Consider the following 24782-nt stretch of genomic DNA (forward strand, 5'->3'; position numbering starts at 1 on the left):
CCCTAATGCACTGAAATCGCCGTTTTGACGGAACTATCGATTCCCTTAGAGACGCTCGCATCGTCCAAAAACGCCACATCCGAATGCACACGCACAACGGGGATAGACAGGGCATAAAATGGAAACTCATGGTAAAGCAGAACGGAGTCATCGTAATGACGACGAACGCTTCTATTCGCGTTTGTCTTTTACAACTACGAGGCTTTGCTGGTACAGATGAAGCGTTATTTATATAAATCGAATCGGCTGCATATGCTGCCTTCGGGGTGATTAACGCCCATGGAAAAACGTGCCCTATTGATGGCGGATTATCCGCCATCAATAGGGCAGCATACAGGAGATTTTCTCTCCCATATTTGGTCTCACATCAATTTTATCTCTACACGCGCCCTTCACGGGCGCGTGGATTGAAATATCGCCTCCGGTGAAAACTTCTCCGGCGTGGTATAGTCGCGCCCTTCACGGGTGCATAGATTGAAATTGTATCCATCCCATTTTTCTTTCCTCTTATCCCAACGTCGCGGATGTAGGCGATCTGTTCCATATTGTGCTGAAACTGACCGATAAGCAAACGATCTGCACTTCAGTGTGCAGGGTGTTTTTGTGATTGCGACGTTTCTATTCGTTTGATAAGGTAAGACGAACGCAAAACACGAAAGGAGACAACATGAAGTATCATCACGCCATTGTTCGCAAACCTGCCCGATCCATGGTTGAAGGCATTACGACCGGTATGTTCAGTACGGAAACGCCGGTATATGAAAAAGCACTGTTGCAGCACGATGCCTATGTTTCTGCACTACAGGAACTGGGGGTGGAAGTGTTGGTGTTAGAGCCGCTGGAACAATATCCCGATTCATGCTTTGTGGAAGATCCGGCAGTGGTCATGAAGGAATGCGCCATTGTCACGAATTCCCCGGCGGCATCGCGACACGGCGAAAAACAGGAAATCCTCGCTGCCCTACAAAAGTATTATTCTTCTGAGCAAATTTTTGCGCTCACTCCTCCAGCAAACATGGAAGGGGGAGATGTATTGCAAGTGGGCAAGCAGTTTTACATTGGGCTTTCCGATCGTACCAATGCGGAAGGTGTACGTCAGTTTTCCGACATTGTTGCACCATACGGCTATACCGTTACCGCAGTTCCCGTAACGGAAGGACTGCATTTGAAGGACTTTGCGGTTTATTTGGATCATCGGGATCTTCTGGTGAGCGAAGCAATGAACGACCAGGAAGCTTTTGCTGACTTTGATCGCTTCGTCGTTCCCAGGGAGGAACTATACGCCATCAATAGTTTATGGATGAATGGTACGGTATTGGTTCCCAAGGGCAATCCGGTTACGCAGAAGCATATTGAAACCATCGGTTATCCGGTTAAAGTGGTGGATACCGATGAATTCAAAAAAATTGACGGCAGTCTGACCTGCCTTTCCCTACGATTTTAGATGGAAGAAAACCATGTCTTCGATGAAAAGACGTGGTTTTTTCTTTGCGATGGTTGTCCGTATTCGCTATGTATGGCAATGACTACTCGCCAATCATGGAAATAAAATATCGCTAAATACGGCAACTAAAGTTAGCCAACCAAGGCAATAAAGAATTGCCAATTGTGGAAATAATTTTACGCCAAGTATGGTAATAAAATCCCATCAATCGTGGTAATTTTATTGAAGAATGGCGGCTTGGAATCTCAATTTGCGCTCAAAAAAAGCGATTCGTTCATCCGATACGCGCTATTATGTTGCTCCTTCCATCGCTGTAGCTGCCCTTGGTATCGGTCCGAAGGATTTGATTGCGGACCTCAACATGTTGGGCTTTCTGTTTGAAACGATGTGTGTCCGTGATTTGCGTATCTTTGCCAATGCTCTCAACGGCGATGTTTTTCACTATGGGGATAAGTGTGGTGAGATGATCGTTGTGATCATTCCTACTACATATTACTTGAGTGACTCAGATGTTAAGCAGTGTTTGAAATGAATCAATGAGCTTCTAATCTATTGCGAAACTCTCTCCAAACATCTTCAAAGAAGAAATCTCTATTTGGGATGGGTCGAGGATCTCTCCAAGAAATCTCGATATTTCCGCTATTCCATTTAATCTCTTGAATTTGTTGAAACATTACATTGTCTATTACAGAATAGCGCAAATATTCAGGGAACCTTTCTGATGCTAAAAAGCCACTGGCATCATAGTAAAGTGCTCCTCCTCGGCTTTTATGTTGCGTATTAGAATAATTAAGCATTGCGCTTAAATATGCAATCTGTGAGATTAAAATATCGCGATACTTGTATGCCAGATGAAGTTCTGAACTATTGTTGACGTAATAATTTTGGTGAAGCTGAGCTAGTTCATTCTGCGCCTCTTCCAGCACCACAATCATTTCTTGAGGATTGCGAAACGCGGAAGCAGATCTAGTCATGCGATGCTGAGCATATTTAATGTTATCATAAAAATTTTTATCCCTTTTTATGCCTGTTACCATAACAGGCATAATAGCATCAGCAATTTGAGAGGAAACGCAATCAAGCCAATCTTTCTCTGACAAAAATAGTATGTTTTTTTGAGCGCTAATACATTGTGCAGCGCGAATAGCTCCGACTTGACCAGCGTTTAAAGCAGAACCACCCGGCCGATATATACCATGGGTTGAGCTGCATTCTCCGATAGCGAACAAACCAGGAACAGAGGTCTCCCACCAACAATTTACAGAAAGTCCACCATTATTATGTTGAGCACTCAAAGTGATTTCAAGAGGAGCTTTTGCTAAATCAATACCCTTCTTTTTATAAAACTGTATTGCAGGCGAGTTCATGCGCTTTAGACGATCAATAGGTGTACCCAAGCATGCGCCAGCATTTTTTAAATATCGATAGGCTTCTTCTGACAAGCTACTATAATTTATTTTTTCAAATGGATTATTTTTATAATCTAACCATACACGACGTCCTTTCTTTATTTCTAGAAAGACCAGGATATCAATTATTGAGGAACCATCAAGCACTTTAGCACTATCAAAAGGCCATTGATAACCTTTTAAAAATACCAATGACAGCATCTCATAGCGATTCGAAAAATAATCTGAAAGAAAGTCATGCTCGTTACAATTAGAATCTGTCGAGTAGAAGCGAGGAAGGGCTTGCATATATGTTCCTGATACATTCCAACGCGGCTTTATTGAAGAGAGACCATATTGCCACTCAGTGAGATTTTGTCCGACTGCACCAGCCTCAAAAGCAACTCCAGTTGAACCGTTTTGCCCAACGGGGTATACTACATTCTCATACATAGCCGCTGGACCTCCTGTTGCCCAGATAATATTTTTACAATGAAATGCTACGTATGGCTCACAATGATGTTTATGCGCTGCAGAAAGATCAAGACATAAGAGACCACAAGCTTGTTCTTCTATTTTTAAAATTTTGATTGCCATCAAGTGATTAAAAATTGGGACCTGTTTCTTTTCGACGTTGTTTTGTAATGCTTCAGTCATCATCCTCGAAGTGTAAGGGCCAGCACTTGTAGCTCGCATTTTGGGATCATTGTCAGTTTTATAACCAACGTATTCGCCATAATAGTTGCAAGGAAAATCAACACCAAGATCTACAAGATGCATAAAAGCACGAGTTGACAGTGCTGCTTCACATAATGCATGATCTCCGTCCACGCATCCACCTTCAAATAGTGTTTGCGTCATGTCATCGATACTATCTTTCATACCGCCCGATAATGTCAATTTGTAATATGTTTGTTTGTCAGAACCTGCATTTCGAGATGTACCGAGATTTATACTTTCCGTGATTATTGCAATGTTTTTCTGTCCAAAGGACCATAATCTATCCGCAGCTGCAAATCCGGAGGCTCCACTTCCTACGATAATTGTATCAAAACAATGAATTTTCATTCTCTCTCCTTCGGCGTTTATGTTTAGAAGACAATATACAGATAAGACAAAGTGCTTTATCATCTTAATTCAAATATACAAAATGATCAGATGTTTGTAAATGGATTATTAATAAAACAAGCGAAAAATACAAAATATACGTCAAAAGAGCGTGTTATTTTTTTCTTTTGTAAGGCCTTTACAAATAATCATCTGATGATTAAACTGAACATAGTAGTTAAATCAATTTTTGCTATCAAAAGGAAAAGGATTGCCGACAATGAATGGAGAAAGGAGGATAATTTTGAAGAAGCGTGCAAGTGATCATGTCATTGAGTACATTGAGAAAAATATTCGGAATGGCGTATGGAAAAGTGGCATGAAGATTTCCACAGAAGATCAGTTGCAAGAAAAAACTGGCGTAAGTAAGGCGAGTATTAGAGAGGCAGTTGAACATTTAGCCGCCAAAAACATCTTAACTAAACGTCAAGGAGATGGCACTTATATTAATGATGTTGATGCGGGTACATTAATGGATCAGTTAACTCCGTATTTATTGCTTGGGCCAAAGGATACAATTTCAATTCTTGAATTTCGCGAGGCAATAGAGCCAGCTTGTGTTCAGATGTTCATCGATTGCTATGATCAAGAAAACGTAAAAATACTGGAAGATCAGCTTCGCGCAATGGAATTATGTCAAAGTGACATAGAAAGCTTTCATAAGGCTGATATGGAATTTCATCTTGTGATTGCGATGGGAACTGGTAATCCTCTAATGTCTAAAGTTATGGAAATTCTTCAAGAGCCGATTATTCAGTACCATTTGACAGCGCGACACACCATCGGCTCACGTACAGGACTTGAAGAACACCGACTCATTTTAAATGCGATAAAACAAAAAGACAAAGAGCTGGCATCATTATTGATGCGCAGGCACATTCAGCGATCAAAAAAGGATATGCTTGCATACAATCTTGAGAACGAGAAGAAAAAACATGAAGAGAGCTAACTATTTACAGATAAAATAAGCTTTCATCAAAAAACACAATAAATTAAATGGAGGAGTTGAAATGAAAAAGAACATTTGCACAATGGTGATGTCGCTAATTATGGTGCTATGCTTGTTCATCATGTCAGGCTGCAGTAGTACAGGACAAGAAATAGACAGCGAAAGTGGAACTAAAACGACGGAAAATTCACAACAAGCTTCTGACAATTTGGACTCCAAAATGCCTGAATATCGACTTATTGCAGCACATGTATCTACTGAAAAACATTCATTTCACATTGGAATGATGGAATTTAAAAAGCAGGTCGAAGAGAAGTCTAATGGACGTATCGAAATTGAAGTTCATCCTAATGGCGAATTAGGCGGAAATGAAGATGAACTTGTGCAGAAAATGGCCACTGGCACAGTAGATGTGATCATTTCCGCACCATCCTTTATGGCCCAGAGTGTTTCCGAGGTGGACCTTCTTTCAGTACCTTATCTTTTCCAAGATGTTGATCACTGGGAAAAAGTTATGGATGGCGACGTTGGCAAGGAAATGAGCAAAATTGTCGAGGAAAAATCCGGAATGTTTCATGTCCTCGGGTATTTCAAAGATGGTGTCCGCTCAATGTATACGATAAAACCAGTTCACTCTATGGATGATATGAAAGACCTTAAGTTTCGTATTCAAAATAGCCCAACGCAGGTTGCATTTTGGACAGAGCTTGGTGTACAACCTACATTTGTGGCATTTAATGAGATCTATCAAGCGTTACAGAATGGTGTGATTGATGGCGCGGAAAACTCATACTCACAGATTTATCAGCAAAAACACTATGAGGTATGCAAGAATGTCACTGAGACAGAACATGATGTTGCAACGCGCTTTTTCCTCATCTCTAAGTCAAAATATGACTCTATGCCAAGTGATCTCCAGGCTATTATAGATGAGTCTGCAGAGATTGCTGTTAAAAAGCAACGTGAAGAAGATGCTGAGATGAGCAATGAGTGCAAACAGATGATGATAGACGCAGGAGTTAATTTTATTCAACTAGATAAGCAACCTTTGATTGAAAAAACTGAACATATCCGTGAAGATGCAGCTCACAAGCTTGAGCTCGATGCGATGTTAAAAACCATCAATTCTCTAAAAAAGTAAAGGAGATAGATATTTGTAATGAAGAAAGCATCGGATTTCATTGAGAAAATTCAGAGTTGGTTTAGCATGGCTCTTTTCGTTGTTTTCCTGATCTGTATTGTTCTTCAAATTCTTTCACGCTATATCCCTTTCATCAAAGTGATAGGCACGGAAGAAATAGCTACCTATTCATTCATATGGGCAATCCTCATGGGCGCAGCGGTTGAGCTCAAACGCAAAGAACACTTTGCGTTTGAGTTCGTACGTGCCAATGCAAAAGGGACCTTACACCTTGTATTGGAGACGGCAATTTATGGACTAGTTATTGCCTTTAGTCTATATATTGCGTTAAGTGGAGTGCAATTAACTAGACAGTTTTGGAACTGGAATCTTACTTCATTTAACTTTATAAGCCAAAGATATATTTGGTCATCTCTAATCGTTTGCGGTGCTACAATGGCTTTTTATGGCCTCTGTAATTTAGTTCTAGTGTACCAGAATTATAATAAGGAGAAAGAAAAATGAATGTCATCTTATTAGTTCTCTGCTTTTTGCTTCTCCTATTTATTGGTATGCCGATTGCGTATGATTTAGGAATAATATCGCTTTTAGGTATAGTCCTTCTTGGTGGGGTTCCTTTGGTTACTGTAGCGCAGAAGATGTTTAGTGGACTAAACTCCTTTATTTTATTAGCCGTTCCATTATTTATTCTCGCTGCAAATCTAATGAACAGGGGTGGTATTTCTGCTCAATTGGTTGAAGTAGCGATTGCAATGGTGGGGCACTTTAAAGGGGGGCTTGGGCATGCCAATGTTCTCGTATCTATGATTTTTGCAGGCATTTCTGGATCTTCACAAGCAGATACCGCTGGAATTGGAAAAATTTTAATTCCAAGCATGGAGAAAAATGGATACTCTAAAGAAGAGGCCGTAGGTGTTACTGCTGCTTCATCAACCATTGGCGTAATAATTCCACCAAGTATTCCGATGGTGATTTATGGTAGTCTTGCTAGCGCATCTGTTGGCGCTTTATTTTTAGGTGGAATAATTCCGGGAATCTTAATTGGACTTGCCCAAATGTTTATTGTCCATCTTCACGCAAAGAAATATAACTATCCTAGTACAACACGTGTCCCGTTATTAGATGTATTGAAAATGATGATCAAATATCTGCCATCCTTAATCACCCCTGTAATCATCATTGGTGGCGTTGTTCTCGGGTTAGTTACTCCAACCGAAGCTGCTGCAGTAGGCTGTGTTTATGCTTTGATTCTTGGATGTGTGGTTTTTAAAACAATTAAGCTTAGAGATTTGCCGGGGATTTTTATCGAAACGATTACCATGACTGCACAATCTTTATTTGCGCTTGCTACTGCAACTGCATTAGGTCAGCTTCTGAGTTACTATAATGTATCAAGATTGGTCGAACAATTTTTTTCTACCTATCATATGAATTGGATAGTGTTTCTAATTCTTACTATTCTGTTCTTTCTGTTTTTAGGAACTTTTATGGACGCCATTCCTGCTATGACACTGTTTGTACCAGTACTTCTTCCAGTGGCAACAGCAATAGGCGTTACACCGATTCATTTTGGCTTAGTCGTTGTAATTACTCTGGCGATTGGATTGATTACTCCTCCTTACGGAATTTGTCTTTTGATTGCGGGGGCAATCGCGAAACTTCCGGTGGAGAGATCTTTTTCTGCGGTTATGCCGTATTTGATAGCCATTCTATTCGTTCTATTATTAGTGGCTTTTTTTCCGGATATTGTATTGTTTTTTCCAAAGTTACTAAGGCCAGAGTGGTTTTGAAAAAGAAAAGGAAGTAAAAATGGCTAAAATAATCACACTTAAGGAAGCGGTTTCTTTAATCAAAGACAATCAGACAATAGCAATTTTAGGCTCAGGTGGTGGGGTTTGTGAACCTTCTGCTACGCTTTTAGCATTAGCGAATCGTTATAAGGAAACGAGGAGCCCTAGAAATTTGACCCTATATCATGCAAACGGAATAGGGGATAAAGAGAGAATTGGCACAGATTGCCTTGCTCAGGAAGGTCTTATTAAGAGAGATGTTGCTGGCCATTGGGCAATGGCACCCAAAATGGCGAAACTTGCACAGGAAGAAAAAATTGAAGCATACAATTTTCCTCAAGGTGTGTTATCTCAAATGTATCAAGCAGTTGCTTCGAATAAGCCAGGTGTTATAACAAAAACGGGCTTATATACTTTTATTGATCCACGTATTGAAGGTGGAAAAATGAACCAGTCAACAAAAGATGACTACGTCAAAATTTTAGAACTGGATGGTGAAGAATGGCTTTATTTTCCATCAATACATTTTGATATCGGGTTGATTCGAGGAACTACGGCGGATTGTAATGGGAACATTACCTACGAAGAAGAGGCTGCTATTCTAGATGGATTATCTCTTGCTCAAGCGGTGCATAATTGTGGCGGAATAGTGATTGCACAAGTAAAATATTTATCTGAACATCCTGCCAAAGCGAAAGATGTTGTGATTCCAGGAATATATGTGGACTATATTGTCTTAGATCCTTCACAGCAACAAACTTGTGAACGAGCATATGATCCTTCGCTTGCCGGCAATATTTTTACTCCGTATGATTCAGTGCCTAAATTACCAATGGGAGCAAGAAAGATTATAGCTCGACGTGCTGCTAAGGAGCTAACGAAGAACGCCATTATAAATTTAGGCGTAGGAATCCCGGATGGCATTTCATCTATTGCTCAAGAAGAAGGGTATCTAGATCAACTCAATTTTACTGTTGAACAGGGTATTATTGGCGGAATGCCAATGGGAGGGATTATATTCGGCGTGTCACACAACGCTAGTGCGATGATAGACCAAACGGCTCAATTTAATTTCTATGATGGTGGCGGGCTAGACTGTTGCTTCCTTGGCATGGCTCAGGCAGATATGATGGGCAATATTAATTCCAGCAAAACAGGCAATTTACTTTCTGGATGTGGTGGTGCTATCAACATTTCTCAAAATGCTAAGAAAGTAGTGTTTTGTGGAACATTTACGGCAAAAGGATTGAAGGTAAATGTGAGTGACCATAAATTAAATATTTTGCAAGAAGGCCAGATTAATAAATTTGTCGAAATGGTTGATCAAATCACTTTTAGCGGAAAATATGCAAATCAAATTGAGCAACCTGTATTGTATGTTACAGAACGGGCAGTATTCCGCTTACTTAATGGGAAAATGGTGTTGACAGAAGTTGCTCCAGGTATCGAATTAGAAAAGGACATCCTGAACAAAATGCAATTTCGTCCAGAAATTGCAAAGGATCTAAAACAGATGGAAGAGTCCATCTTTGAATAATGGAGGTCATGAGATGGCTACACGTATTACATGGACGAAGCGAGAAAATATCGCATACATAACTATCATTGAGGAAATCAATAATCGACCTTGTACATTAGATTGGAATTCACTGAGTATGCTTGAGAACGTCATTGATGAAATAGGCAAGGATAGCGAAGTTCGAGCGGCGGTTTTGCAAAGTGGCTCAGAAAAATCATTTGTAGTTGGCGCCAACATCAATACGCTAGAAACATTAAAGGCGGATAATATCATGTATTGGGTTAAAAATGGGCATCGTGTTTTTAACAAAATTCAACAATTGCCTATTCCAGTAATTGCTAAGGTTGAAAGTTATGCTCTTGGGGGTGGTCTGGAACTTGCTATGGCGTGCGATATGATTATCGCAACTGAAAATGCAAAATTTGCCCAACCTGAGGCATCGCTTGGAGTTATGCCTGGTTGGGGCGGAAGTTATCGTCTAGCTAAATTGATCGGGCAAAATCGTGCAAAAGAAATGTTTTTCACAGGTCACCAAATTACTGCACAACAAGCTTATGAATGGGGGATTGTGAATCACGTTTGTAAAAAAGAGGAGATAGATGCCAAGATCAACGAGGTTCTTGATGCAATTTTAAACAATGAAGAAAAAGTTCTACAGTTCGTCAAGGAAATAATCAACACACACAATCAGAAGGATGTTTCTGTTAATGCATATGAAGAGGCAAATACCTCATATGTTTGTATGTCCTCAGAATCTACATTGACACGTCTCCAAGAGTTTTTTAAGAACAGAAGAAAAAAATAACTATTGATGAGGAGATCATCTGAAATAATATATGCGCGATGGGAGGCACAAAGAGATGATAGTAAACATCGAAAGGTAGGGGGGGCTGAACATGAACGAAGTGCTTCAATTGATTTCAAAAATAGGAATTGTTCCGGTTATTGTTATTGAAGAAGAAGAAAATGCTGTTCCATTAGCAAGAGCGCTTGTGGAGGGTGGATTACCTGTTGCGGAGATCACTTTTCGCACAGATTCGGCAGAAAAAGCTATTCGAGCAATAAAACGTGAAGTACCGGAAATTTTAGTTGGTGCAGGTACAATTTTGTCACGAGATCAGCTTGATCGTGCACTTACTGCAGGAGCAGAATTTATCGTTACACCAGGATTTAACCCAAGTATCGTAAAATATGGATTATCAAAGAATGCACTTATCCTTCCAGGGACAGCGACTGGTGGCGAAATGGAACAAGCTATGGCCATGGGAGTAGAAGTTGTTAAATTCTTTCCAGCAGAAGACAATGGAGGAGTAAAAAAATTAATGGCTATGGCGGGTCCGTACACAGATTTAATGTGGCTGCCCACCGGTGGGATCAATTTAACAAATCTTATTGATTATTTATCGTTTGATAGAATTATCGCCTGTGGGGGAACATGGATGGTTAAAAAGGATTTAATCGAGAGAAAGGACTGGAGGCAGATTACACAAACTTGTAAAGAAGCAGTGCATACAATGTTAGGAATTGAACTTGCTCATGTTGGTATAAACTGCGATAGTGAGAAGAAAGCAAAAGAAATGGCTGAACATGTTAGTTCATTGTTAGGATATTCACCTAGACAGATGAGAAAATCTTGGTTTGTAGGTGATGACATTGAGTATATGAATCAACCTGGATTTGGTCAGAATGGACATATAGCTTTTAAGACGAACAGTGTAAAAAGAGCAATGTATCATTTATCTCGTAAGGGGATAGAATTTGATTCTAGTTCTATATCTTACAACTCTAAAGGTGACCCAACGCTGGCATATATAAAGGGGAACTTTGGAGGATTTGCCATTCATTTGGTAAATCGATGAGGTATGAAAGATATTCATTAATATTCACTCTAACTATGGAAAAACTGCATCATATTACAAGGAGAAAATAATGTTTAAAATCGTAACCTTCGGCGAGCTAATGATTCGTCTTCAACCATATAATTATGAGCGATTTGTACAAGCAAATTGTCTTTCTTTTACTTTTGGCGGCGGAGAGGCCAATGTCGCAGTTTCCTTAGCAAATTATGGCGCTAATGCGACTTTCGTGACAAAACTTCCTTCTCATGCGATTGGGCAGTGTGCAGTTAACTCCTTACGACGTTATGGGGTTTATACAGATAAAATTACCCGAGGTGGGAGTCGTGTTGGAATTTACTTTAATGAGAAAGGAGCCTCTCAGCGCGGAAGTCTATGTATCTATGATCGAGAACATTCTGCTATTGCTGAAGCTACAGTTGATGATTTTGATTGGGATGATATTTTTGATGGAGCAGATTGGTTTCACTTTACGGGCATTACGCCTGCTCTAGGCTCCAATTTGGTCGAAATCTGCAAGCGGGCTTGTATAGCTGCAAAAAAACATGGAGTGAAGATTTCATGCGACTTAAATTATCGCCAAAAGCTTTGGTCCCGGGCTGAAGCTAGTGAAGCAATGTCGGAATTATGTAAATATGTTGATTTATGCATCGCAAATGAAGAGGATGCGAAAGATGTTTTTGGAATTGAGTCAGTAGCAACTGATGTTTATGCAGGTGAAATAAATAGGGAAGGATATAAAAGTGTTGCAAAACAGCTTGCTGAGAGATTTGATTTTGAAAAGGTTGCTATAACTCTGAGAGAATCATATTCTGCGAGTGATAATGGCTGGTCGGCAATGTTATATGATGTGGACTCTAACGCATGTATTTTTTCAAAGAAGCATGAGCTCAGAATAGTTGACCGTGTAGGCGGTGGAGATAGTTTTAGTGCTGGATTAATCTTTGCTCTACTAAGCAAAAAAAATCTTAAGGATTCAATAGAGTTTGCTGTAGCTGCATCGGCACTTAAACACTCTATTGAAGGAGATTACAACATGGTAACGTATGAAGAGGTACAAAAACTTGTTGAAGGCGATGGTTCTGGACGCATTCAACGGTAAGCCAACAAGTAGACCTATGATGCTTTTGGTTTTAGCGCTTTCTCCATAATTCATCGAAAATCTACAGGTGAAAAAATATAATGGTGGTGGATAGAGATCTTCTTAGCATATTTGTTACCTTTTACCAAAAAACTGATTTCAAGAAGGTCTGAAAATAATAGTATGCATGATTTATTTATATTTTAAGCCGTTCATTGTTATTGGTGGACGGCTTAATTTCATTCTATAATGCAACCCGCAAGGTTTTCCTTCAAATATTTTTCATCCAAATTTTCAGATATTATCTACCAATATATCATTGAACAACTATTTAGCATTATCTACCTGAAATATCAAAAAAACTATTTCTTATTATCACAAATACATTGAAAGAAAAAAATGGGAAAGACAGGCGTTCTCTTAGGCCTTGCTTGTGGAGCCTTTGTATTATTGGGTATTTTGCTTTTTCTTAACAAAAAACAATTGGGACAGACGGAGAAAAGAAAAGGCCGAAAGCTGGAGAATAAAAAGAAAAAGTAATTCAAGGAATCTATTTAAATCAATATGATTACCGCATGCGCTCCTCCCATGCCAACAACTGTGCTTTTCGTTTCAATCCACCGGCATAACCGGTTAGCGCGCCCTTTGCACCGACCACACGGTGACAAGGGATGATGAGAAGAATGGGATTGTGCGCAACGGCGTTACCGACGGCTTGGGCGGACATGGTCGGACGGCTCAATCGTTTTGCCGCCTGCAGGGCAACATCACCATAGGTCAAAGTTTGTCCATAGGGAATTGTAAGCAGAATTTCGTAGATGATATGGCGAAAGGGCGTAGTGTTGCTAGTCAGAGGAGGAAGAAAATTCGGCTGATGACCGGAAAAATAAAGATCCAGCCAGCGTGTTGTCTCTTGAAAGACGGGCTGGTTCAAATATTTTGATGATCCAGAAACGGAAAAATGCTCCTCGAAGCGCAGTGCGTGAAGAGCATTTTCATCGAATGTGATTCGGATCGTGCCGAGCGGAGAAGAATAAAATCCCGTCATCACGGGAGTGGTCGGGAAAACCCGAAAAACCTCAGCCTTCATGTTCTGCGCATGGACGCGCCTGGAGCAGAAACGGCTGTGCACTTTCCGCGACCGGAGCGACATCTATCTTTTGCGCCAACTCACGACTGATGCCGAGGCGTGTTTCCTTGACCACAACAATATAGTTTCCTTGCGTTTCATTCACCAATCGAATTTGACTGCCGGGAACAAATCCAAGATTCATCAGCTGTTTTTGCAGTTTTTCGCGTCCTCCGATATGTGTTATTTCATAGGCTTCACCCGGATTCGCTAAGAACAGTTTCATGATACATCCTTTCTAATGGCGATTATGTTTCGCCGACAACTTCACGCAAAGCATTCTATGTACATGACGAGAGGTGCCGGACGGTACCGAAAAACTCGTCCATTGTCCAAGAGATAGTTAGCTTTATCTAACATGATTTTACGCGGGGTTGTGCTTGACGTCAAGAGCGATTTTCACAGCGGTTAACTTATATTGTCGAAATTGCTCTTTATTTTTTCATTTCCTCGTGACTTGACTCTGTCTGACTGGAAAAAACCGCTCAAATACGCCAGAATAGAACCGGGAGGAAAGACAGATGACGCAATGGACCATACATGCTACAGCGGCCTTCGGGCTGGAAGCGGTGGTAAAAAGACAATGCGAAGCACTCGGGTTCGGCCCCTGTCGTATTGAAGAGGGGCATGTACTGTTTGCCGGTGACGTCGAGGACGTGATGCGGGCAAACTTGTATTTGGCCAGTGCGGATCGTGTGCTGTTGGAAGTGGGACGTTTTCGTGCCGAAAGTTTCGACGCGTTGTTCGAAGCGACGAGGGCGCTGGGCTGGACGGATTGTTTGCCGTGCGACGCCCGTTTTCCGGTGCGTGCGAAAACCGTACAATCCCAATTGGCTTCGCCGTCCGATGTGCAGAAACTGGTCAAAAAAGCGGTGGTCACCGCATTACAGCGTCGGGATGCGTTGGAACATTTTCCGGAAGACGGCGCACTGTTTCCCATCGACGTGACCATTCGCCACGACGAATGCGTGGTGTGTCTGGATACGACCGGCGAGGGCTTGTTCAAGCGAGGCTATCGACGGGAAAAAGGTGGCGCGCCGCTGAAAGAAACCATGGCGGCTGCGCTTATTGATCTTTCTGTCTGGATACCGGATCGCCCGTTTGCCGACGTTTTTTGCGGATCGGGTACTCTCGTGATCGAAGCGGCGCGCAAAGCAAGAGGCATTGCCCCGGGCCTTGATCGCTCTTTTCTCTTTTTGCATTGGCCGTGGATCAATGCGCAACGGTATAGGGAATTGCGCCGCGAAGCGCTGGCTGCGGTTAAGACGGATCTTGAAGCCGATATGCTCGGCTTTGATATCGATCCGGCCATGGTTCGCATCGCACGGCACAATGCCGACGAGGCAGGTGTTTCCGATATGGTTCGCTTTGTGAATCGGGATATGCGCCAAGTCGGATTCCATGAAAACTTCGGTGTTCTTGTGACTAACCCGCCGTACGGAAAGCGTCTTTCTCCCGTAGAAGGCGTGGATGCGCTGATGTGCGACTTCGCACGGCGATTTTTAACCCTGCGCACGTGGTCGACGTATGTCCTCACCGCTATGCCGGATTTCGAGACGCTGACCTTGCATGAAGCGGGAAGAGAAGCAACCAGACGACGGAAACTGTTTAATGGTGGAGAAGAAACAACCTATTATCAATTTTTAGGCCCCGATCCGAAATTGTTTCGCTAATGAACTGTGCGGATTCTCCGTCGCAAAGGCCTCCGCTATGATAAGATAATGACGGGAACGGCGAGGGAGGAGCGCATGAAAAATACCACAATAAAAGAGCAGACCTTTCTTACCGATACCACTCTTTTGAATGCGATGGAAGATTATGTGCGCGTCGTCGATCGTAGGGGACGTATTCTCTTTGAAAACGAGGCGCTTTTACGTTTTAATCAGGTAGAAAGTAAGGGAAGGCCAATTTTTCCGCTGTCCACAGCAACAGGTCCGTTTCTTGAGCACACCGTCACAAGAACGGAGTTTTGTGTTGCCGGACACGTGTTTTCCGTGATGAATTCGCCTATTTATGAAGATGGCGAAGTCGCTGCAGCCATACAAGTGTTTCGCGACACCACCATCCAGAACAACATTACCATGCAGCTGATGAACCGGGACCGAAAATGGCAAAAAGAAATTGCCTTGGCGCGGACCATCCAAACAAAAATGCTGCCACGTATGAAGTCATTCGGGCATTTGCAATTCGACTTTGCCTACATGCCCAGTGAAGAGCTTTCCGGCGATTTCTTTGATTTTGTGCCGCTGGGCAAAGGCCGCCTGGGCTTCTATATTTCCGACGTGGTCGGCCACGGTGTATCTGCTTCGATTTTGACTATGTTCGTCCGACAGACCATGCGTTCTATTCTGGAAGAAGAAAAAATTCGCGAGCCCGCACAGGTTTTGCATGCGTTGCGCGATCGATTTTACGAAATCCAAATGGACGACGGACAATATTTTTCTCTGTTTTATGCCGTCTTTGACACCGTTGAAAACACCTTGACGTACGCGAATGCAGGGCATCATTGTTTGCCAATGGTGGAAAGCGATGGGGATTTGGATGTTTTGTTTGCCACAGGCAAACTCATTTCGCCGGTCCCCCTGGAAGGGTATACCTATCAACAGCACGTTCGTCCCATGCATAAAGAAGAGCGTTTTCTTTTCTTTACCGACGGGGCGGTTGAAGCGAAGAATGCATTGGGCGTCGAATACGGCGAAGAAAATCTGCGCCGTTTATTGCTCAGTACAAAAAAGAACACGTTACCGACGATTGTCCACGATTTGCGCCAATATACTGGAGAGCAACTCAAGGATGACATTGCGATTGTCTATGTTGAGAATCAAAGGAGGAAAGCATGAAGCTGGACTTGTCACAGGCCGGAATGGCGAAGGCTCGGGAAGAAAAGAAAGAACAGGTGTTGGCCGCCCTCAATACGCTGGTGCAAAAGAACGGCGCGGGCAATGACTTTTTAGGTTGGGTGGATCTGCCGGAAGAGGTGGATCAAAAAGAACTGTCGCGCATCCGTGAAGCGGCAAAACGTATTCGCAATGAAGCGGAGGCGCTGGTGGTCATCGGCATCGGCGGATCGTATCTCGGTGCCCGTGCGGTGATTGAGGCGCTTTCCCCATCGTATGAAAAGGAAAAACCGGAAATTCTTTTTGCGGGCAATCAGCTTAGCGCCGAGGAAACCGTGGAACTTTTAGCGCATCTTAAGGGGAAGACCTTTGCGATCAACGTCATCTCCAAATCCGGGACCACCACTGAACCGGCTGTGGCGTTTCGTCATTTCAAGGCATTGCTTGAAGAAAATGTCGGCAAAGAAAAAGCCAAGTCTCTCATCTTTGCCACAACCGATCGGAAGCGCGGTGCCCTCAAGACTTTGGCCGATGCAGAAGGCTATGAAACCTTTGTTGTTCCGGATGACATCGGCGGACGCTTTACCGTCCTGACGGCTGTAGGTCTGTTGCCGATTGCTGCGGCGGGCATCGACGTGGATGCATTGATTGAAGGCGCAAGAACGATGCGAAAAACGGTACTTGAGGCCAATTTTGAAACGAATCCGGCGCTTCGCTATGCAGCCTCCCGTTTGGCGCTCATGGAAGAAGGAAAAAACATCGAAATTCTCGTGTCGTATGAACCGAAGATGCACTACATCCAGGAATGGTGGAAACAATTGGCGGGCGAGAGTGAAGGCAAAGAGGGCAAAGGTCTCTTTCCGGCATCCGTCAGCAATACAACCGATCTGCATTCCTTGGGGCAGTGGATTCAGGAAGGTCCGCGCATCCTTTTTGAGACGGTAGTGTGGTTTGCCGAAGTCGACAAGGATGTGGCCGTGCCGAGTACAGCGGATAATTTGGACGGGCTGAACTATCTTGCCGGCAAGTCCATGCATGAGGTGAATGAACAGGCCATGGAAGCGACGCGTCAGGCGCATTATGACGGCGCGGCGCCCAATCATCTGCTGGTTTTCCGCAAACTGGATGCGGAAAATCTCGGCGCTATGCTCTATTTCTTTGAAACGGTCATCGGTATTACAGGTTATGCCATGGGCGTTAACCCCTTCAATCAACCGGGCGTGGAGCAGTACAAGACAAATATGTTCCAACGCTTAGGTAAACCGGGCTATTAATAAGAGCGCGTTCGTAACCGCTTTTTCCTATGGAACTTAATAAGGAGGAAACATGGCCACACCACATATTGAAGCAGAAAAAGGCGAAATTGCGGAAAAAATCCTGTTGCCGGGTGACCCGTTGCGCGCAAAATTCATTGCCGAGACGTATTTGACCGATGCGGTTTGCTTTAATCGCGTGCGCAATATGCTGGGCTATACCGGCCTCTATCGCGGAGAGCGCGTTTCCGTCATGGGCACGGGCATGGGTATGCCTTCGCTGTCCATTTACGCACATGAACTGATTCATGCGTATGGCGTAAAGACCTTGATTCGTGTGGGTTCGGCGGGGGCGATGCGTGAGGATCTGCATCTGTATGATCTTGTTCTTGCGCAAGGGGCCTGCACCGATTCGCGTATTGCCTTTCCCTATGCCTTAAACGGTACGTATTCCGCTATTGCCTCGTGGAATCTGCTTTCGCGCGCTGCACAGGCAGCCGATGCACAGGGAAAAACCGTACATGTGGGCAATGTGTTTTCCACCGATGTTTTTTACAATCCGCTCAACAGCAGTGAAGCCCATTGGAAAAAATGGGCAAATATGGGCTGCTTGGCTGTGGAAATGGAAACGTACGCTCTCTACGCTCTGGCAGCCTCCGCAGGCGTCGATGCGCTGGCCATTCTCACCATTTCCGATTCTCTTGTCAGCGGTAAGGAAACCACCTCCGAGGAACGACAGAACAGTTTTCACGCCATGATGGAAATTGCACTGGCCGTGTAGTTTGAAGAATGAAACAAAATAGAAATGAGGAAACTATGCAGATCAATCGCATGATCGATCACACGTTGCTCAAACCCGACGCACAGCCGGAAGAAATTGAAAAATTGTGTGTTGAGGCATTGCAGTATCACTTTTATTCCTGTTGTGTAAACGGCTCTTTTGTCGCACAGGTGCACGGACGTCTTGCCGGGTCGGATGTGAAGACGTGCTGTGTGGTCGGATTCCCTCTTGGCGCGATGTCAACGGCAGCAAAAGCGGCCGAAGCGCGCGATGCGGTAGCAAACGGTGCCGATGAAATCGATATGGTAATTCATGTGGGTGCGCTCAAACGCGGGGACACCGAATACGTGCGCGAAGATATTGCTCAGGTCAAGGCCGCTTGTGGCAATCGCATCCTGAAGGTCATTCTGGAGACGTGTCTGTTGACCGACGAAGAAAAATCGCTGGGCTGTGTTTTGGCCATTCAGGGTGGCGCAGATTTTGTGAAAACCTCTACCGGGTTCTCGACAGGTGGTGCGACGGTGCACGATGTGCGCCTGATGAAGGAAACGGTAGGCGAGAGCGCCGAAGTCAAGGCTTCCGGCGGCATTCATACCGCAGAAGAAGCCCTCGCTATGATTGAAGCCGGAGCAACGCGCATCGGCGCAAGTGCAGGCATCGCCATTGTGGAAGGCATGAAGTAACGAATTCGAGGAAAGCATGCATCGACAAGAAGACGTTCAGCTGCTCAACATGGTGATGTTGGAGCGTGCCGACGGCGCTGTTTTGGTGTTGGATAAAGTCAAAAAAGAAGGTTGGGAAGGGCTGACCTTTCCGGGCGGCAAAGTGGAACCGAATGAGAGTCTGACCGATGCCATGCGCCGTGAAGCGTGGGAAGAAACCGGTCTCACCCTCGGTCGGGTGGATCTCGTCGGCATGGTGCATTGGCTGCATCAGGATAAACCTTTGCGCCAACTGGGACTCTTATATCGTTGTGACGACTTTTCCGGCGACGTGGTTGCCGGGCCGGAAGGCAGTTTGCAATGGATGTCGTTTTCTTCTTTTCTGGCGATTCAACCCAAGAGCGATTCCATGGATGAGATGCTGGAAATTTATCAGGGAAAAGCCAAAGAGGTGCTGATTACCGTCAACGACGGGAAAAAAGGCGAGGTCACCTTCATTCGGTGATGATGCACAAACCAAAGGAGGAAGCCATGGAATTTACAGACGCGATGAAGAAAGCGAAAGCCTGGGTCAAGGATAGCTCCCACATCGTCTTTTTCGGCGGTGCCGGCGTTTCCACGGCTTCGGGTATTCCTGATTTTCGTTCAGAAAACGGCCTCTATCACACCATGAAGCGTGAGCATTCTCCGGAATATTATTTCAGTCATGAATTTAGCATCGAAGATCCCGACGGCTTTGCGGATTTTACTCGTGAATGCATCGCCAGCTATCAGGTTCCGCCAAGCGGCGCCCATTTGGCGTTGGCGCGCCTGGAGCAGGAAGGAAAGCTCGATGCGGTGGTCACGCAAAACATCGACAGTCTGCATCAACGCGCCGGTAGCAAACGCGTTTTTGAAGTGCATGGCAATATGGCGCGCATCTACTGTCCCGCTTGTGGGCATCATCTGCCCGTTGAAGAATTTATGGCCGGAAAGGGGCGCGCACTTTGCCCGATTTGCGGGGAAATTATGCGCCCGGACGTAGTGCTCTATGGGGAACCGCTCAATGAAGACGTATTTCTCGGTGCCATTCAGGCCATTGCGAAAGCCGACACGCTCATCGTAGGCGGTACATCGCTTGTCGTCTATCCGGCTGCGGGTCTCTTGAATTATTATCGCGGTCATCAGTTCATACTTCTTAATCGCGACCCTACACCGGCAGATTCGCGGGCGAATATTGCGATACACGGCAACATCGCCGAAATTTTACCGGCTTTGGTGGAAGATTGAAAACGCGAGGAAAGAACGAAACAGATTTTCTCGTCGCTGAAGAGGCGAACACGGACAGGAGGGACCGGTGACCTTTACACACCTCCATTTGCATACACAATACAGCCTGCTGGACGGCTTTTGCCGTATTGACCGGTTGATGGATACCGTTCGTGATCAAGGGATGGAAGCGGTAGCCATCACGGATCACGGCAATATGTTCGGCGTAATTCAATTCTACAAGGCCGCCAAGGAGGCGGGAATAAAGCCGATTATCGGGTGTGAGATCTACGTGACGGAAGATCGTTTCGATCGCAAGGATCGCACGCGCTATCATCTCGTGCTGTTGGCCGAGAATGAGACGGGCTATCATAACTTAATGAAAATCGTCTCCACCGGCTGGGTGGAGGGCTTTTACTATAAGCCGCGTGTGGATTTTTCCACTTTGGAAAAATATCATGAGGGTCTGATCGCACTGTCGGCTTGTCTTGCCGGGGAGTGCGCACAGCGCGCCCTGGACAGTTCCTATGAAGTGGCGAAAGAAACGGCGCTGCGCTACGAGCAGCTTTTCGGTAAGGATCACTTTTTTCTGGAAATTCAACATCATGAATTGCGGGAAGAGGCGACGGTCGCCCGTATTTTTGCGCGCATTCATGAAGAAACGGGGATTGGTTTAGTAGCGACCAACGACTGCCACTATCTGCGTCAGGAAGATGCCGAAGCACATGATGTTTTGCTGTGTATTCAAACCGGTGCTACCATTGACCAGGAAAAGCGGATGCGCTTTCCGAACGATTCGTTTTATTTGAAAAGCCCGGAAGAGATGGAAGCCGTTTTGGGCGATTACGACGGCGCCATCGCGAATACGGCACGCATTGCCGCGCGTTGCAATGTCGAGATTCCCTTCCACGAGCCGCATTTGCCCAATTTTGAAGTGCCCGGCGGGGAAGACCATGAAACCTTTTTGCGTCGGCTGGTTCGGGGAAACCTGAAGAAAAAATATCCGGATTCCGGCGAGGCGGTTGCACGCGCCGAGCATGAGCTCGATGTCATTTCTTCCATGGGCTTTGTGGATTATTTTCTCATCGTTTCCGACTTTGTGCATTTTGCGAAGACGCACGGCATTTCCGTCGGACCGGGGCGCGGTTCCGCCGCCGGATCCATTGTGGCGTATGCTTTGGACATTACCGGCATTGATCCGTTGCGTTTTGATCTCCTTTTTGAGCGTTTTCTCAATCCCGAGCGCGTATCCATGCCGGATATCGACATCGATTTTGATGATGTGCGCCGGGAAGAAGTGATCGATTACGTCAAACAACGCTACGGCGCCGAAAAAGTAGCACAGATTGTCACCTTCGGGACGCTGGCGGCCAAGATGGCCATTCGGGATGTCGGCCGGGTGTTGGATATGCCGCTCGGTACCGTCGATCGCATTGCCAAAGCCGTCCCCAATGCGTTAAAGATGACACTGGATCGGGCATTGGAAGAAAGCCCCGATTTCCGACAGATTTATCAGGAAAATGAAATGCATCATCGTCTGGTGGATTTGGCTCGCGCCATTGAAGGAATGCCGCGCCATACGTCCACACACGCGGCAGGCGTTCTCATTGCCGGCGAAGCGGTGGAGAATTTGGTACCGTTGTCGACAAATAGCGGCCAGGTGACGACGCAGTACAATATGATCGAATTGGAGGAGCTTGGGCTTCTCAAGATGGATTTTCTCGGTCTACGTAACCTTACCGTCATTGACGATGCCCTGGATATGATTGAAAAACGCACGGGAACGCGTCCGGACTTGGATCGCATGGACATTAACGATCCCGAAGTGCTCAAACAGTTTCAGGATGCCGAAACCATCGGCCTCTTTCAATTCGAGTCGCCGGGAATGCGTCGCTTCCTTTCGCAGCTGAAACCCACGCGTTTTGACGATCTGGTGGCCGCAAACGCCTTATTCCGTCCGGGACCCATGGAACAAATTCCGACCTATGTCGAGGCAAGGCATAATCCGGCGTTGGTGCGCTTCCTGGATCCGGCACTGGCGCCGATACTGGAAAAAACCTACGGCGTCATTGTTTATCAGGAACAGGTCATGCAGATTGTGCAGCAACTGGCCGGCTATACGCTTGGCGGTGCGGATAATTTGCGCCGTGCCATGTCTAAGAAAAAAATGGCCGTTATGGAAGAAAACCGGGAATATTTTGTGCACGGCAAAACAGAATCAGACGGAACCGTTACGATTGAGGGATGTGTGCGCCGCGGCATTCCCGCTACGGTTGCGAATGAAATCTTCGACCAGATGATTGCCTTTGCCAAGTATGCGTTTAATAAATCGCATTCGGTGGCCTACTCCTTCTTGGCGGTGCAGACCGGCTATTTGAAGAGATACTATCCCTGTGAGTATTTTGCCGCGCTGCTCTCCAGCGTGATGGGGGATTTTTCCAAGATGTCGCTCTATATTCGCGAAGCGGAACGTATCGGGGTAAAATTGCTACCTCCGGATGTCAATGCGTCTTTCGGCAAGTTTTCTGTGGAACAAAATGCCATGCGTTTCGGCCTTTTGGGCATTAAGCACGTCGGTAGCGCCATTGTGGAGGCGACGGTGAAAGCGCGAAAAGACGGTCCGTTCACGTCTCTGGAAGAGTATATGCGCCGCATATGCGATGTCGACAGCAATGCGCTGAATCGCAAATCCATGGAAAGTTTTATTTATGCGGGTGCTTGTGACGGATTCGGTGCGCATCGCGCCCAGATGATGGCGGACTTGGAGATGTCGCTTTCCGGCATTCAAACGGCGCATCGGCAAAATCTAAGCGGCCAGCAATCGCTCTTCGGCACGTTTTCCGCTTTGGAAGATCCGGGCGGATGGCGTACGAAGCCGGTTCCGGAATACGGTGTTCCCGAACGACTCGCCTACGAAAAGGAGGTATTGGGCGTCTATCTTTCCGGACATCCCTTTGCGCCATATGAAGCGGCGTTTGCACCTTTCCAGACCTTTTCGACGGAGGAATTGTTGGAAGAGGAGAATCGCGATCACCTGGATGGTCGAAAAGTACGCTTTGCGGGCATTGTGCGCGGAAAGCGTGATTTGCTGACCAAGAAACAGGAGGCAATGAGCTTCCTTGAAGTGGAAGATCGCACAGGAAGTTTGCGCTGTGTGGTTTTCCCGCGTGTCTACGCCTCATATCGCGATCGCATTCACATGGAAGAACCCTTGCTGTTAAGCGGTTCGTTGCAAGTGCGAGAGGACGAAGTCAATTTATTGGTGGATCGACTTTGGGCCAAGGACGAGTTGCCGTCCGCACCAAAAGCGCAAGGGGAGCCTAAGGTACCTACCTCATTGTCTTCAGTGGAAACTGTGGAGGCGGCATCCGAGGAAACAGGAGCGAAATCCAACAGAAACGCGAAACTGTATGTGCGTTTGCCACGACAGGATCGTAAAGACTATGCAGCGATGACGGCCATTTTGCAAAAACATCCCGGATCGGTTCCGGTGATTGTCTATTTTGTGGATCAGGAAAGAGCCTATTCCATCCCGAAAGGGTATTATGGAGACGGTACTTCCGCTTTATTGGAGGAGCTCACACAGCGCTTCGGCGAGCACAATGTCGTATTCAATGAGATACAGGAGGATACAGAATGAAGACGATTGGCATACTCACGTCGGGTGGCGATGCGCCGGGCATGAATGCGGCAATTCGTGCCGTGGCACGCACCGCTTTTGATGCCGGCCTGCGCGTCAAAGGCATTCGCTACGGTTATGATGGATTGATGAGTGGCGATATTTATGAAATGAATGTTTCCAGCGTTGCCGATATTATTCAAAAAGGCGGAACGATTTTAGGCTCCGCGCGTTCCGAAGAGTTTCAAACGCCGGAAGGACAGGATAAAGCCGTGCGCATTCTGCAGCAATTCGGCGTAGACGGGTTGGTGGTCATCGGTGGAGATGGCTCATTTCAGGGGGCGGCACAATTGCATCAACGCGGTATTCGTACGGTGGGTATTCCGGGCACCATTGACAATGACTTGGGGTATACCGACTATACCATCGGATTTCATACGGCTGTCGAAACGGTCATTGAGTCCATCGGTAAATTGCGCGATACCTCCAACTCACACGGTCGTGCCAATATCATTGAAGTGATGGGACGCCACTGCGGCGATATCGCTCTCTATGCGGGTCTTGCCGGAGGAGCGGAAACCATCATCGTGCCGGAACACGACTTTTCCATGCAGGAAATTACCGATCGCATTATTCGCGGGCGAAAGCGCGGCAAACGCCATCACATTCTTGTTTTTGCCGAGGGAACGGGCGAACCGTACAATATGCGAAAAGAGATTGAAGCGAAAACCGGTGTGGAAACCAAACTTACCATTTTGGGCCATGTGCAGCGCGGTGGTAGCCCAAGTTTTACCGATGCGAAATTAGGATGTGTCATGGGCTATCGGGCCGTGAAAGAGTTGTTGGCCGGATCGAGTTCCATCGCTATCGGCGTGCGCGGAGAAGAAATTTTCACCATGCCGATTTTGGAAGCCATTGCGGTGCCGCACACTTTTAATCAGGAATTGTATGAAATGGCGCAAGTGCTGTCCAGCTGAA

The 24782-nt window shown here is 45.5% G+C and carries 22 protein-coding genes; 19 read left to right on the top strand and 3 right to left on the bottom strand.

What is annotated here, in order from left to right:
* Positions 1 to 667 precede the first annotated feature (667 nt).
* Positions 668 to 1444, top strand: coding sequence for a dimethylarginine dimethylaminohydrolase family protein (locus tag BN3910_RS00210; RefSeq protein WP_066922993.1), 777 nt, complete (start codon positions 668 to 670; stop codon positions 1442 to 1444).
* 229 nt (positions 1445 to 1673) lie between these two features.
* Positions 1674 to 1976, top strand: coding sequence for a DUF4143 domain-containing protein (locus tag BN3910_RS00215; RefSeq protein WP_066922996.1), 303 nt, complete (start codon positions 1674 to 1676; stop codon positions 1974 to 1976).
* A gap of 1 nt (position 1977) precedes the next feature.
* Here BN3910_RS00215 and BN3910_RS00220 read toward each other — a convergent pair whose 3' ends face one another.
* A complete protein-coding gene (locus tag BN3910_RS00220; protein ID WP_066922999.1) occupies positions 1978 to 3900 on the bottom strand; it encodes an FAD-dependent oxidoreductase in 1923 nt (640 codons plus the stop codon).
* A gap of 283 nt (positions 3901 to 4183) precedes the next feature.
* Here BN3910_RS00220 and BN3910_RS00225 point away from each other — a divergent pair, with 283 nt between their 5' ends.
* The 8 genes from BN3910_RS00225 to BN3910_RS00260 all read left to right on the top strand — a co-directional run bounded on the left by BN3910_RS00225 (position 4184) and on the right by BN3910_RS00260 (position 12296).
* Complete coding sequence (locus tag BN3910_RS00225; protein ID WP_187367669.1) at positions 4184 to 4888, top strand: FadR/GntR family transcriptional regulator; 705 nt, start codon at positions 4184 to 4186, stop codon at positions 4886 to 4888.
* A 61-nt stretch (positions 4889 to 4949) separates the two neighbouring features.
* Positions 4950 to 6029, top strand: a complete 1080-nt coding sequence (locus BN3910_RS00230; protein ID WP_066923006.1) for a TRAP transporter substrate-binding protein — start codon at positions 4950 to 4952, stop codon at positions 6027 to 6029.
* Between the two features lie 18 nt (positions 6030 to 6047).
* A complete protein-coding gene (locus BN3910_RS00235) occupies positions 6048 to 6533 on the top strand; it encodes a TRAP transporter small permease (RefSeq protein WP_066923009.1) in 486 nt (161 codons plus the stop codon).
* On the top strand, positions 6530 to 7819 hold the full coding sequence (locus BN3910_RS00240; protein WP_066923012.1) for a TRAP transporter large permease: 1290 nt from the start codon (positions 6530 to 6532) through the stop codon (positions 7817 to 7819). The genes BN3910_RS00235 and BN3910_RS00240 overlap by 4 nt, the downstream gene beginning before the upstream one ends.
* A 19-nt stretch (positions 7820 to 7838) precedes the next feature.
* Complete coding sequence (locus tag BN3910_RS00245; protein ID WP_066923015.1) at positions 7839 to 9356, top strand: acyl CoA:acetate/3-ketoacid CoA transferase; 1518 nt, start codon at positions 7839 to 7841, stop codon at positions 9354 to 9356.
* A 13-nt stretch (positions 9357 to 9369) separates the two neighbouring features.
* Positions 9370 to 10143: an enoyl-CoA hydratase/isomerase family protein gene (locus BN3910_RS00250; RefSeq protein WP_066923018.1), complete on the top strand. Its 774-nt coding sequence runs from the start codon at positions 9370 to 9372 to the stop codon at positions 10141 to 10143.
* A gap of 91 nt (positions 10144 to 10234) precedes the next feature.
* Entirely contained in the window at positions 10235 to 11197 is a 963-nt protein-coding gene (locus BN3910_RS00255) for a bifunctional 4-hydroxy-2-oxoglutarate aldolase/2-dehydro-3-deoxy-phosphogluconate aldolase (RefSeq protein WP_066923021.1), read from the top strand.
* A 70-nt stretch (positions 11198 to 11267) separates the two neighbouring features.
* Positions 11268 to 12296 (top strand): sugar kinase, encoded by a 1029-nt coding sequence (locus tag BN3910_RS00260; protein ID WP_066923024.1) that lies wholly within the window; start codon positions 11268 to 11270, stop codon positions 12294 to 12296.
* A gap of 547 nt (positions 12297 to 12843) precedes the next feature.
* On the opposite strand, the gene BN3910_RS00265 is transcribed toward BN3910_RS00260, so the two are convergent.
* Both BN3910_RS00265 and BN3910_RS00270 read right to left on the bottom strand, forming a co-directional pair.
* Entirely contained in the window at positions 12844 to 13365 is a 522-nt protein-coding gene (locus BN3910_RS00265; RefSeq protein ID WP_231862172.1) for a methylated-DNA--[protein]-cysteine S-methyltransferase, read from the bottom strand.
* Positions 13355 to 13630 carry a FeoA family protein gene (locus tag BN3910_RS00270; RefSeq protein WP_066923026.1) on the bottom strand — a complete coding sequence of 92 codons (276 nt, stop codon included), beginning with the start codon at positions 13628 to 13630 and terminating at the stop codon, positions 13355 to 13357. The genes BN3910_RS00265 and BN3910_RS00270 overlap by 11 nt, the downstream gene beginning before the upstream one ends.
* Before the next feature lie 295 nt (positions 13631 to 13925).
* Here BN3910_RS00270 and BN3910_RS00275 point away from each other — a divergent pair, with 295 nt between their 5' ends.
* The 9 genes from BN3910_RS00275 to pfkA all read left to right on the top strand — a co-directional run bounded on the left by BN3910_RS00275 (position 13926) and on the right by pfkA (position 24781).
* Complete coding sequence (locus BN3910_RS00275) at positions 13926 to 15077, top strand: THUMP domain-containing class I SAM-dependent RNA methyltransferase (protein ID WP_066923030.1); 1152 nt, start codon at positions 13926 to 13928, stop codon at positions 15075 to 15077.
* A gap of 75 nt (positions 15078 to 15152) precedes the next feature.
* Positions 15153 to 16244 carry a PP2C family protein-serine/threonine phosphatase gene (locus tag BN3910_RS00280; protein ID WP_066923033.1) on the top strand — a complete coding sequence of 364 codons (1092 nt, stop codon included), beginning with the start codon at positions 15153 to 15155 and terminating at the stop codon, positions 16242 to 16244.
* A complete protein-coding gene (locus BN3910_RS00285; protein ID WP_066923036.1) occupies positions 16241 to 17515 on the top strand; it encodes a glucose-6-phosphate isomerase in 1275 nt (424 codons plus the stop codon). Before BN3910_RS00280 ends, BN3910_RS00285 begins: the two co-directional genes overlap by 4 nt.
* Before the next feature lie 52 nt (positions 17516 to 17567).
* Positions 17568 to 18275 carry a purine-nucleoside phosphorylase gene (gene deoD, locus BN3910_RS00290; RefSeq protein ID WP_066923040.1) on the top strand — a complete coding sequence of 236 codons (708 nt, stop codon included), beginning with the start codon at positions 17568 to 17570 and terminating at the stop codon, positions 18273 to 18275.
* 35 nt (positions 18276 to 18310) lie between these two features.
* Entirely contained in the window at positions 18311 to 18958 is a 648-nt protein-coding gene (gene deoC, locus BN3910_RS00295; protein WP_066923044.1) for a deoxyribose-phosphate aldolase, read from the top strand.
* Between the two features lie 16 nt (positions 18959 to 18974).
* Entirely contained in the window at positions 18975 to 19442 is a 468-nt protein-coding gene (locus tag BN3910_RS00300) for an 8-oxo-dGTP diphosphatase (RefSeq protein ID WP_066923047.1), read from the top strand.
* A 26-nt stretch (positions 19443 to 19468) separates the two neighbouring features.
* Positions 19469 to 20206, top strand: coding sequence for an NAD-dependent protein deacylase (locus BN3910_RS00305; RefSeq protein WP_066923050.1), 738 nt, complete (start codon positions 19469 to 19471; stop codon positions 20204 to 20206).
* 67 nt (positions 20207 to 20273) lie between these two features.
* Positions 20274 to 23825, top strand: a complete 3552-nt coding sequence (locus tag BN3910_RS00310) for a DNA polymerase III subunit alpha (protein WP_075967936.1) — start codon at positions 20274 to 20276, stop codon at positions 23823 to 23825.
* Positions 23822 to 24781 carry a 6-phosphofructokinase gene (pfkA, locus tag BN3910_RS00315; RefSeq protein WP_066923052.1) on the top strand — a complete coding sequence of 320 codons (960 nt, stop codon included), beginning with the start codon at positions 23822 to 23824 and terminating at the stop codon, positions 24779 to 24781. Before BN3910_RS00310 ends, pfkA begins: the two co-directional genes overlap by 4 nt.
* The last annotated feature ends 1 nt before the right edge of the window (position 24782 follow it).

This window comes from Murdochiella massiliensis (assembly GCF_900059565.1).
In the GTDB taxonomy this organism is placed as follows: Bacteria; Bacillota; Clostridia; order Tissierellales; family Peptoniphilaceae; genus Murdochiella; species Murdochiella massiliensis.

What these genes read in the sequence shown, in the direction of transcription:
- deoC (WP_066923044.1), top strand. Translation starts at nt 18,311, where the DNA reads ATGCAGATCAATCGCATGATCGATCACACGTTGCTCAAACCCGACGCA.
- BN3910_RS00305 (WP_066923050.1), top strand. Translation starts at nt 19,469, where the DNA reads ATGGAATTTACAGACGCGATGAAGAAAGCGAAAGCCTGGGTCAAGGAT.
- BN3910_RS00210 (WP_066922993.1), top strand. Translation starts at nt 668, where the DNA reads ATGAAGTATCATCACGCCATTGTTCGCAAACCTGCCCGATCCATGGTT.
- BN3910_RS00255 (WP_066923021.1), top strand. Translation starts at nt 10,235, where the DNA reads ATGAACGAAGTGCTTCAATTGATTTCAAAAATAGGAATTGTTCCGGTT.
- BN3910_RS00300 (WP_066923047.1), top strand. Translation starts at nt 18,975, where the DNA reads ATGCATCGACAAGAAGACGTTCAGCTGCTCAACATGGTGATGTTGGAG.
- BN3910_RS00250 (WP_066923018.1), top strand. Translation starts at nt 9,370, where the DNA reads ATGGCTACACGTATTACATGGACGAAGCGAGAAAATATCGCATACATA.
- BN3910_RS00235 (WP_066923009.1), top strand. Translation starts at nt 6,048, where the DNA reads ATGAAGAAAGCATCGGATTTCATTGAGAAAATTCAGAGTTGGTTTAGC.
- BN3910_RS00280 (WP_066923033.1), top strand. Translation starts at nt 15,153, where the DNA reads ATGAAAAATACCACAATAAAAGAGCAGACCTTTCTTACCGATACCACT.
- pfkA (WP_066923052.1), top strand. Translation starts at nt 23,822, where the DNA reads ATGAAGACGATTGGCATACTCACGTCGGGTGGCGATGCGCCGGGCATG.
- BN3910_RS00245 (WP_066923015.1), top strand. Translation starts at nt 7,839, where the DNA reads ATGGCTAAAATAATCACACTTAAGGAAGCGGTTTCTTTAATCAAAGAC.
- BN3910_RS00220 (WP_066922999.1), bottom strand. Translation starts at nt 3,900, where the DNA reads ATGAAAATTCATTGTTTTGATACAATTATCGTAGGAAGTGGAGCCTCC.
- BN3910_RS00230 (WP_066923006.1), top strand. Translation starts at nt 4,950, where the DNA reads ATGAAAAAGAACATTTGCACAATGGTGATGTCGCTAATTATGGTGCTA.
- BN3910_RS00270 (WP_066923026.1), bottom strand. Translation starts at nt 13,630, where the DNA reads ATGAAACTGTTCTTAGCGAATCCGGGTGAAGCCTATGAAATAACACAT.
- BN3910_RS00215 (WP_066922996.1), top strand. Translation starts at nt 1,674, where the DNA reads ATGGCGGCTTGGAATCTCAATTTGCGCTCAAAAAAAGCGATTCGTTCA.
- BN3910_RS00275 (WP_066923030.1), top strand. Translation starts at nt 13,926, where the DNA reads ATGACGCAATGGACCATACATGCTACAGCGGCCTTCGGGCTGGAAGCG.
- BN3910_RS00260 (WP_066923024.1), top strand. Translation starts at nt 11,268, where the DNA reads ATGTTTAAAATCGTAACCTTCGGCGAGCTAATGATTCGTCTTCAACCA.
- BN3910_RS00285 (WP_066923036.1), top strand. Translation starts at nt 16,241, where the DNA reads ATGAAGCTGGACTTGTCACAGGCCGGAATGGCGAAGGCTCGGGAAGAA.
- BN3910_RS00265 (WP_231862172.1), bottom strand. Translation starts at nt 13,365, where the DNA reads ATGAAGGCTGAGGTTTTTCGGGTTTTCCCGACCACTCCCGTGATGACG.
- deoD (WP_066923040.1), top strand. Translation starts at nt 17,568, where the DNA reads ATGGCCACACCACATATTGAAGCAGAAAAAGGCGAAATTGCGGAAAAA.
- BN3910_RS00240 (WP_066923012.1), top strand. Translation starts at nt 6,530, where the DNA reads ATGAATGTCATCTTATTAGTTCTCTGCTTTTTGCTTCTCCTATTTATT.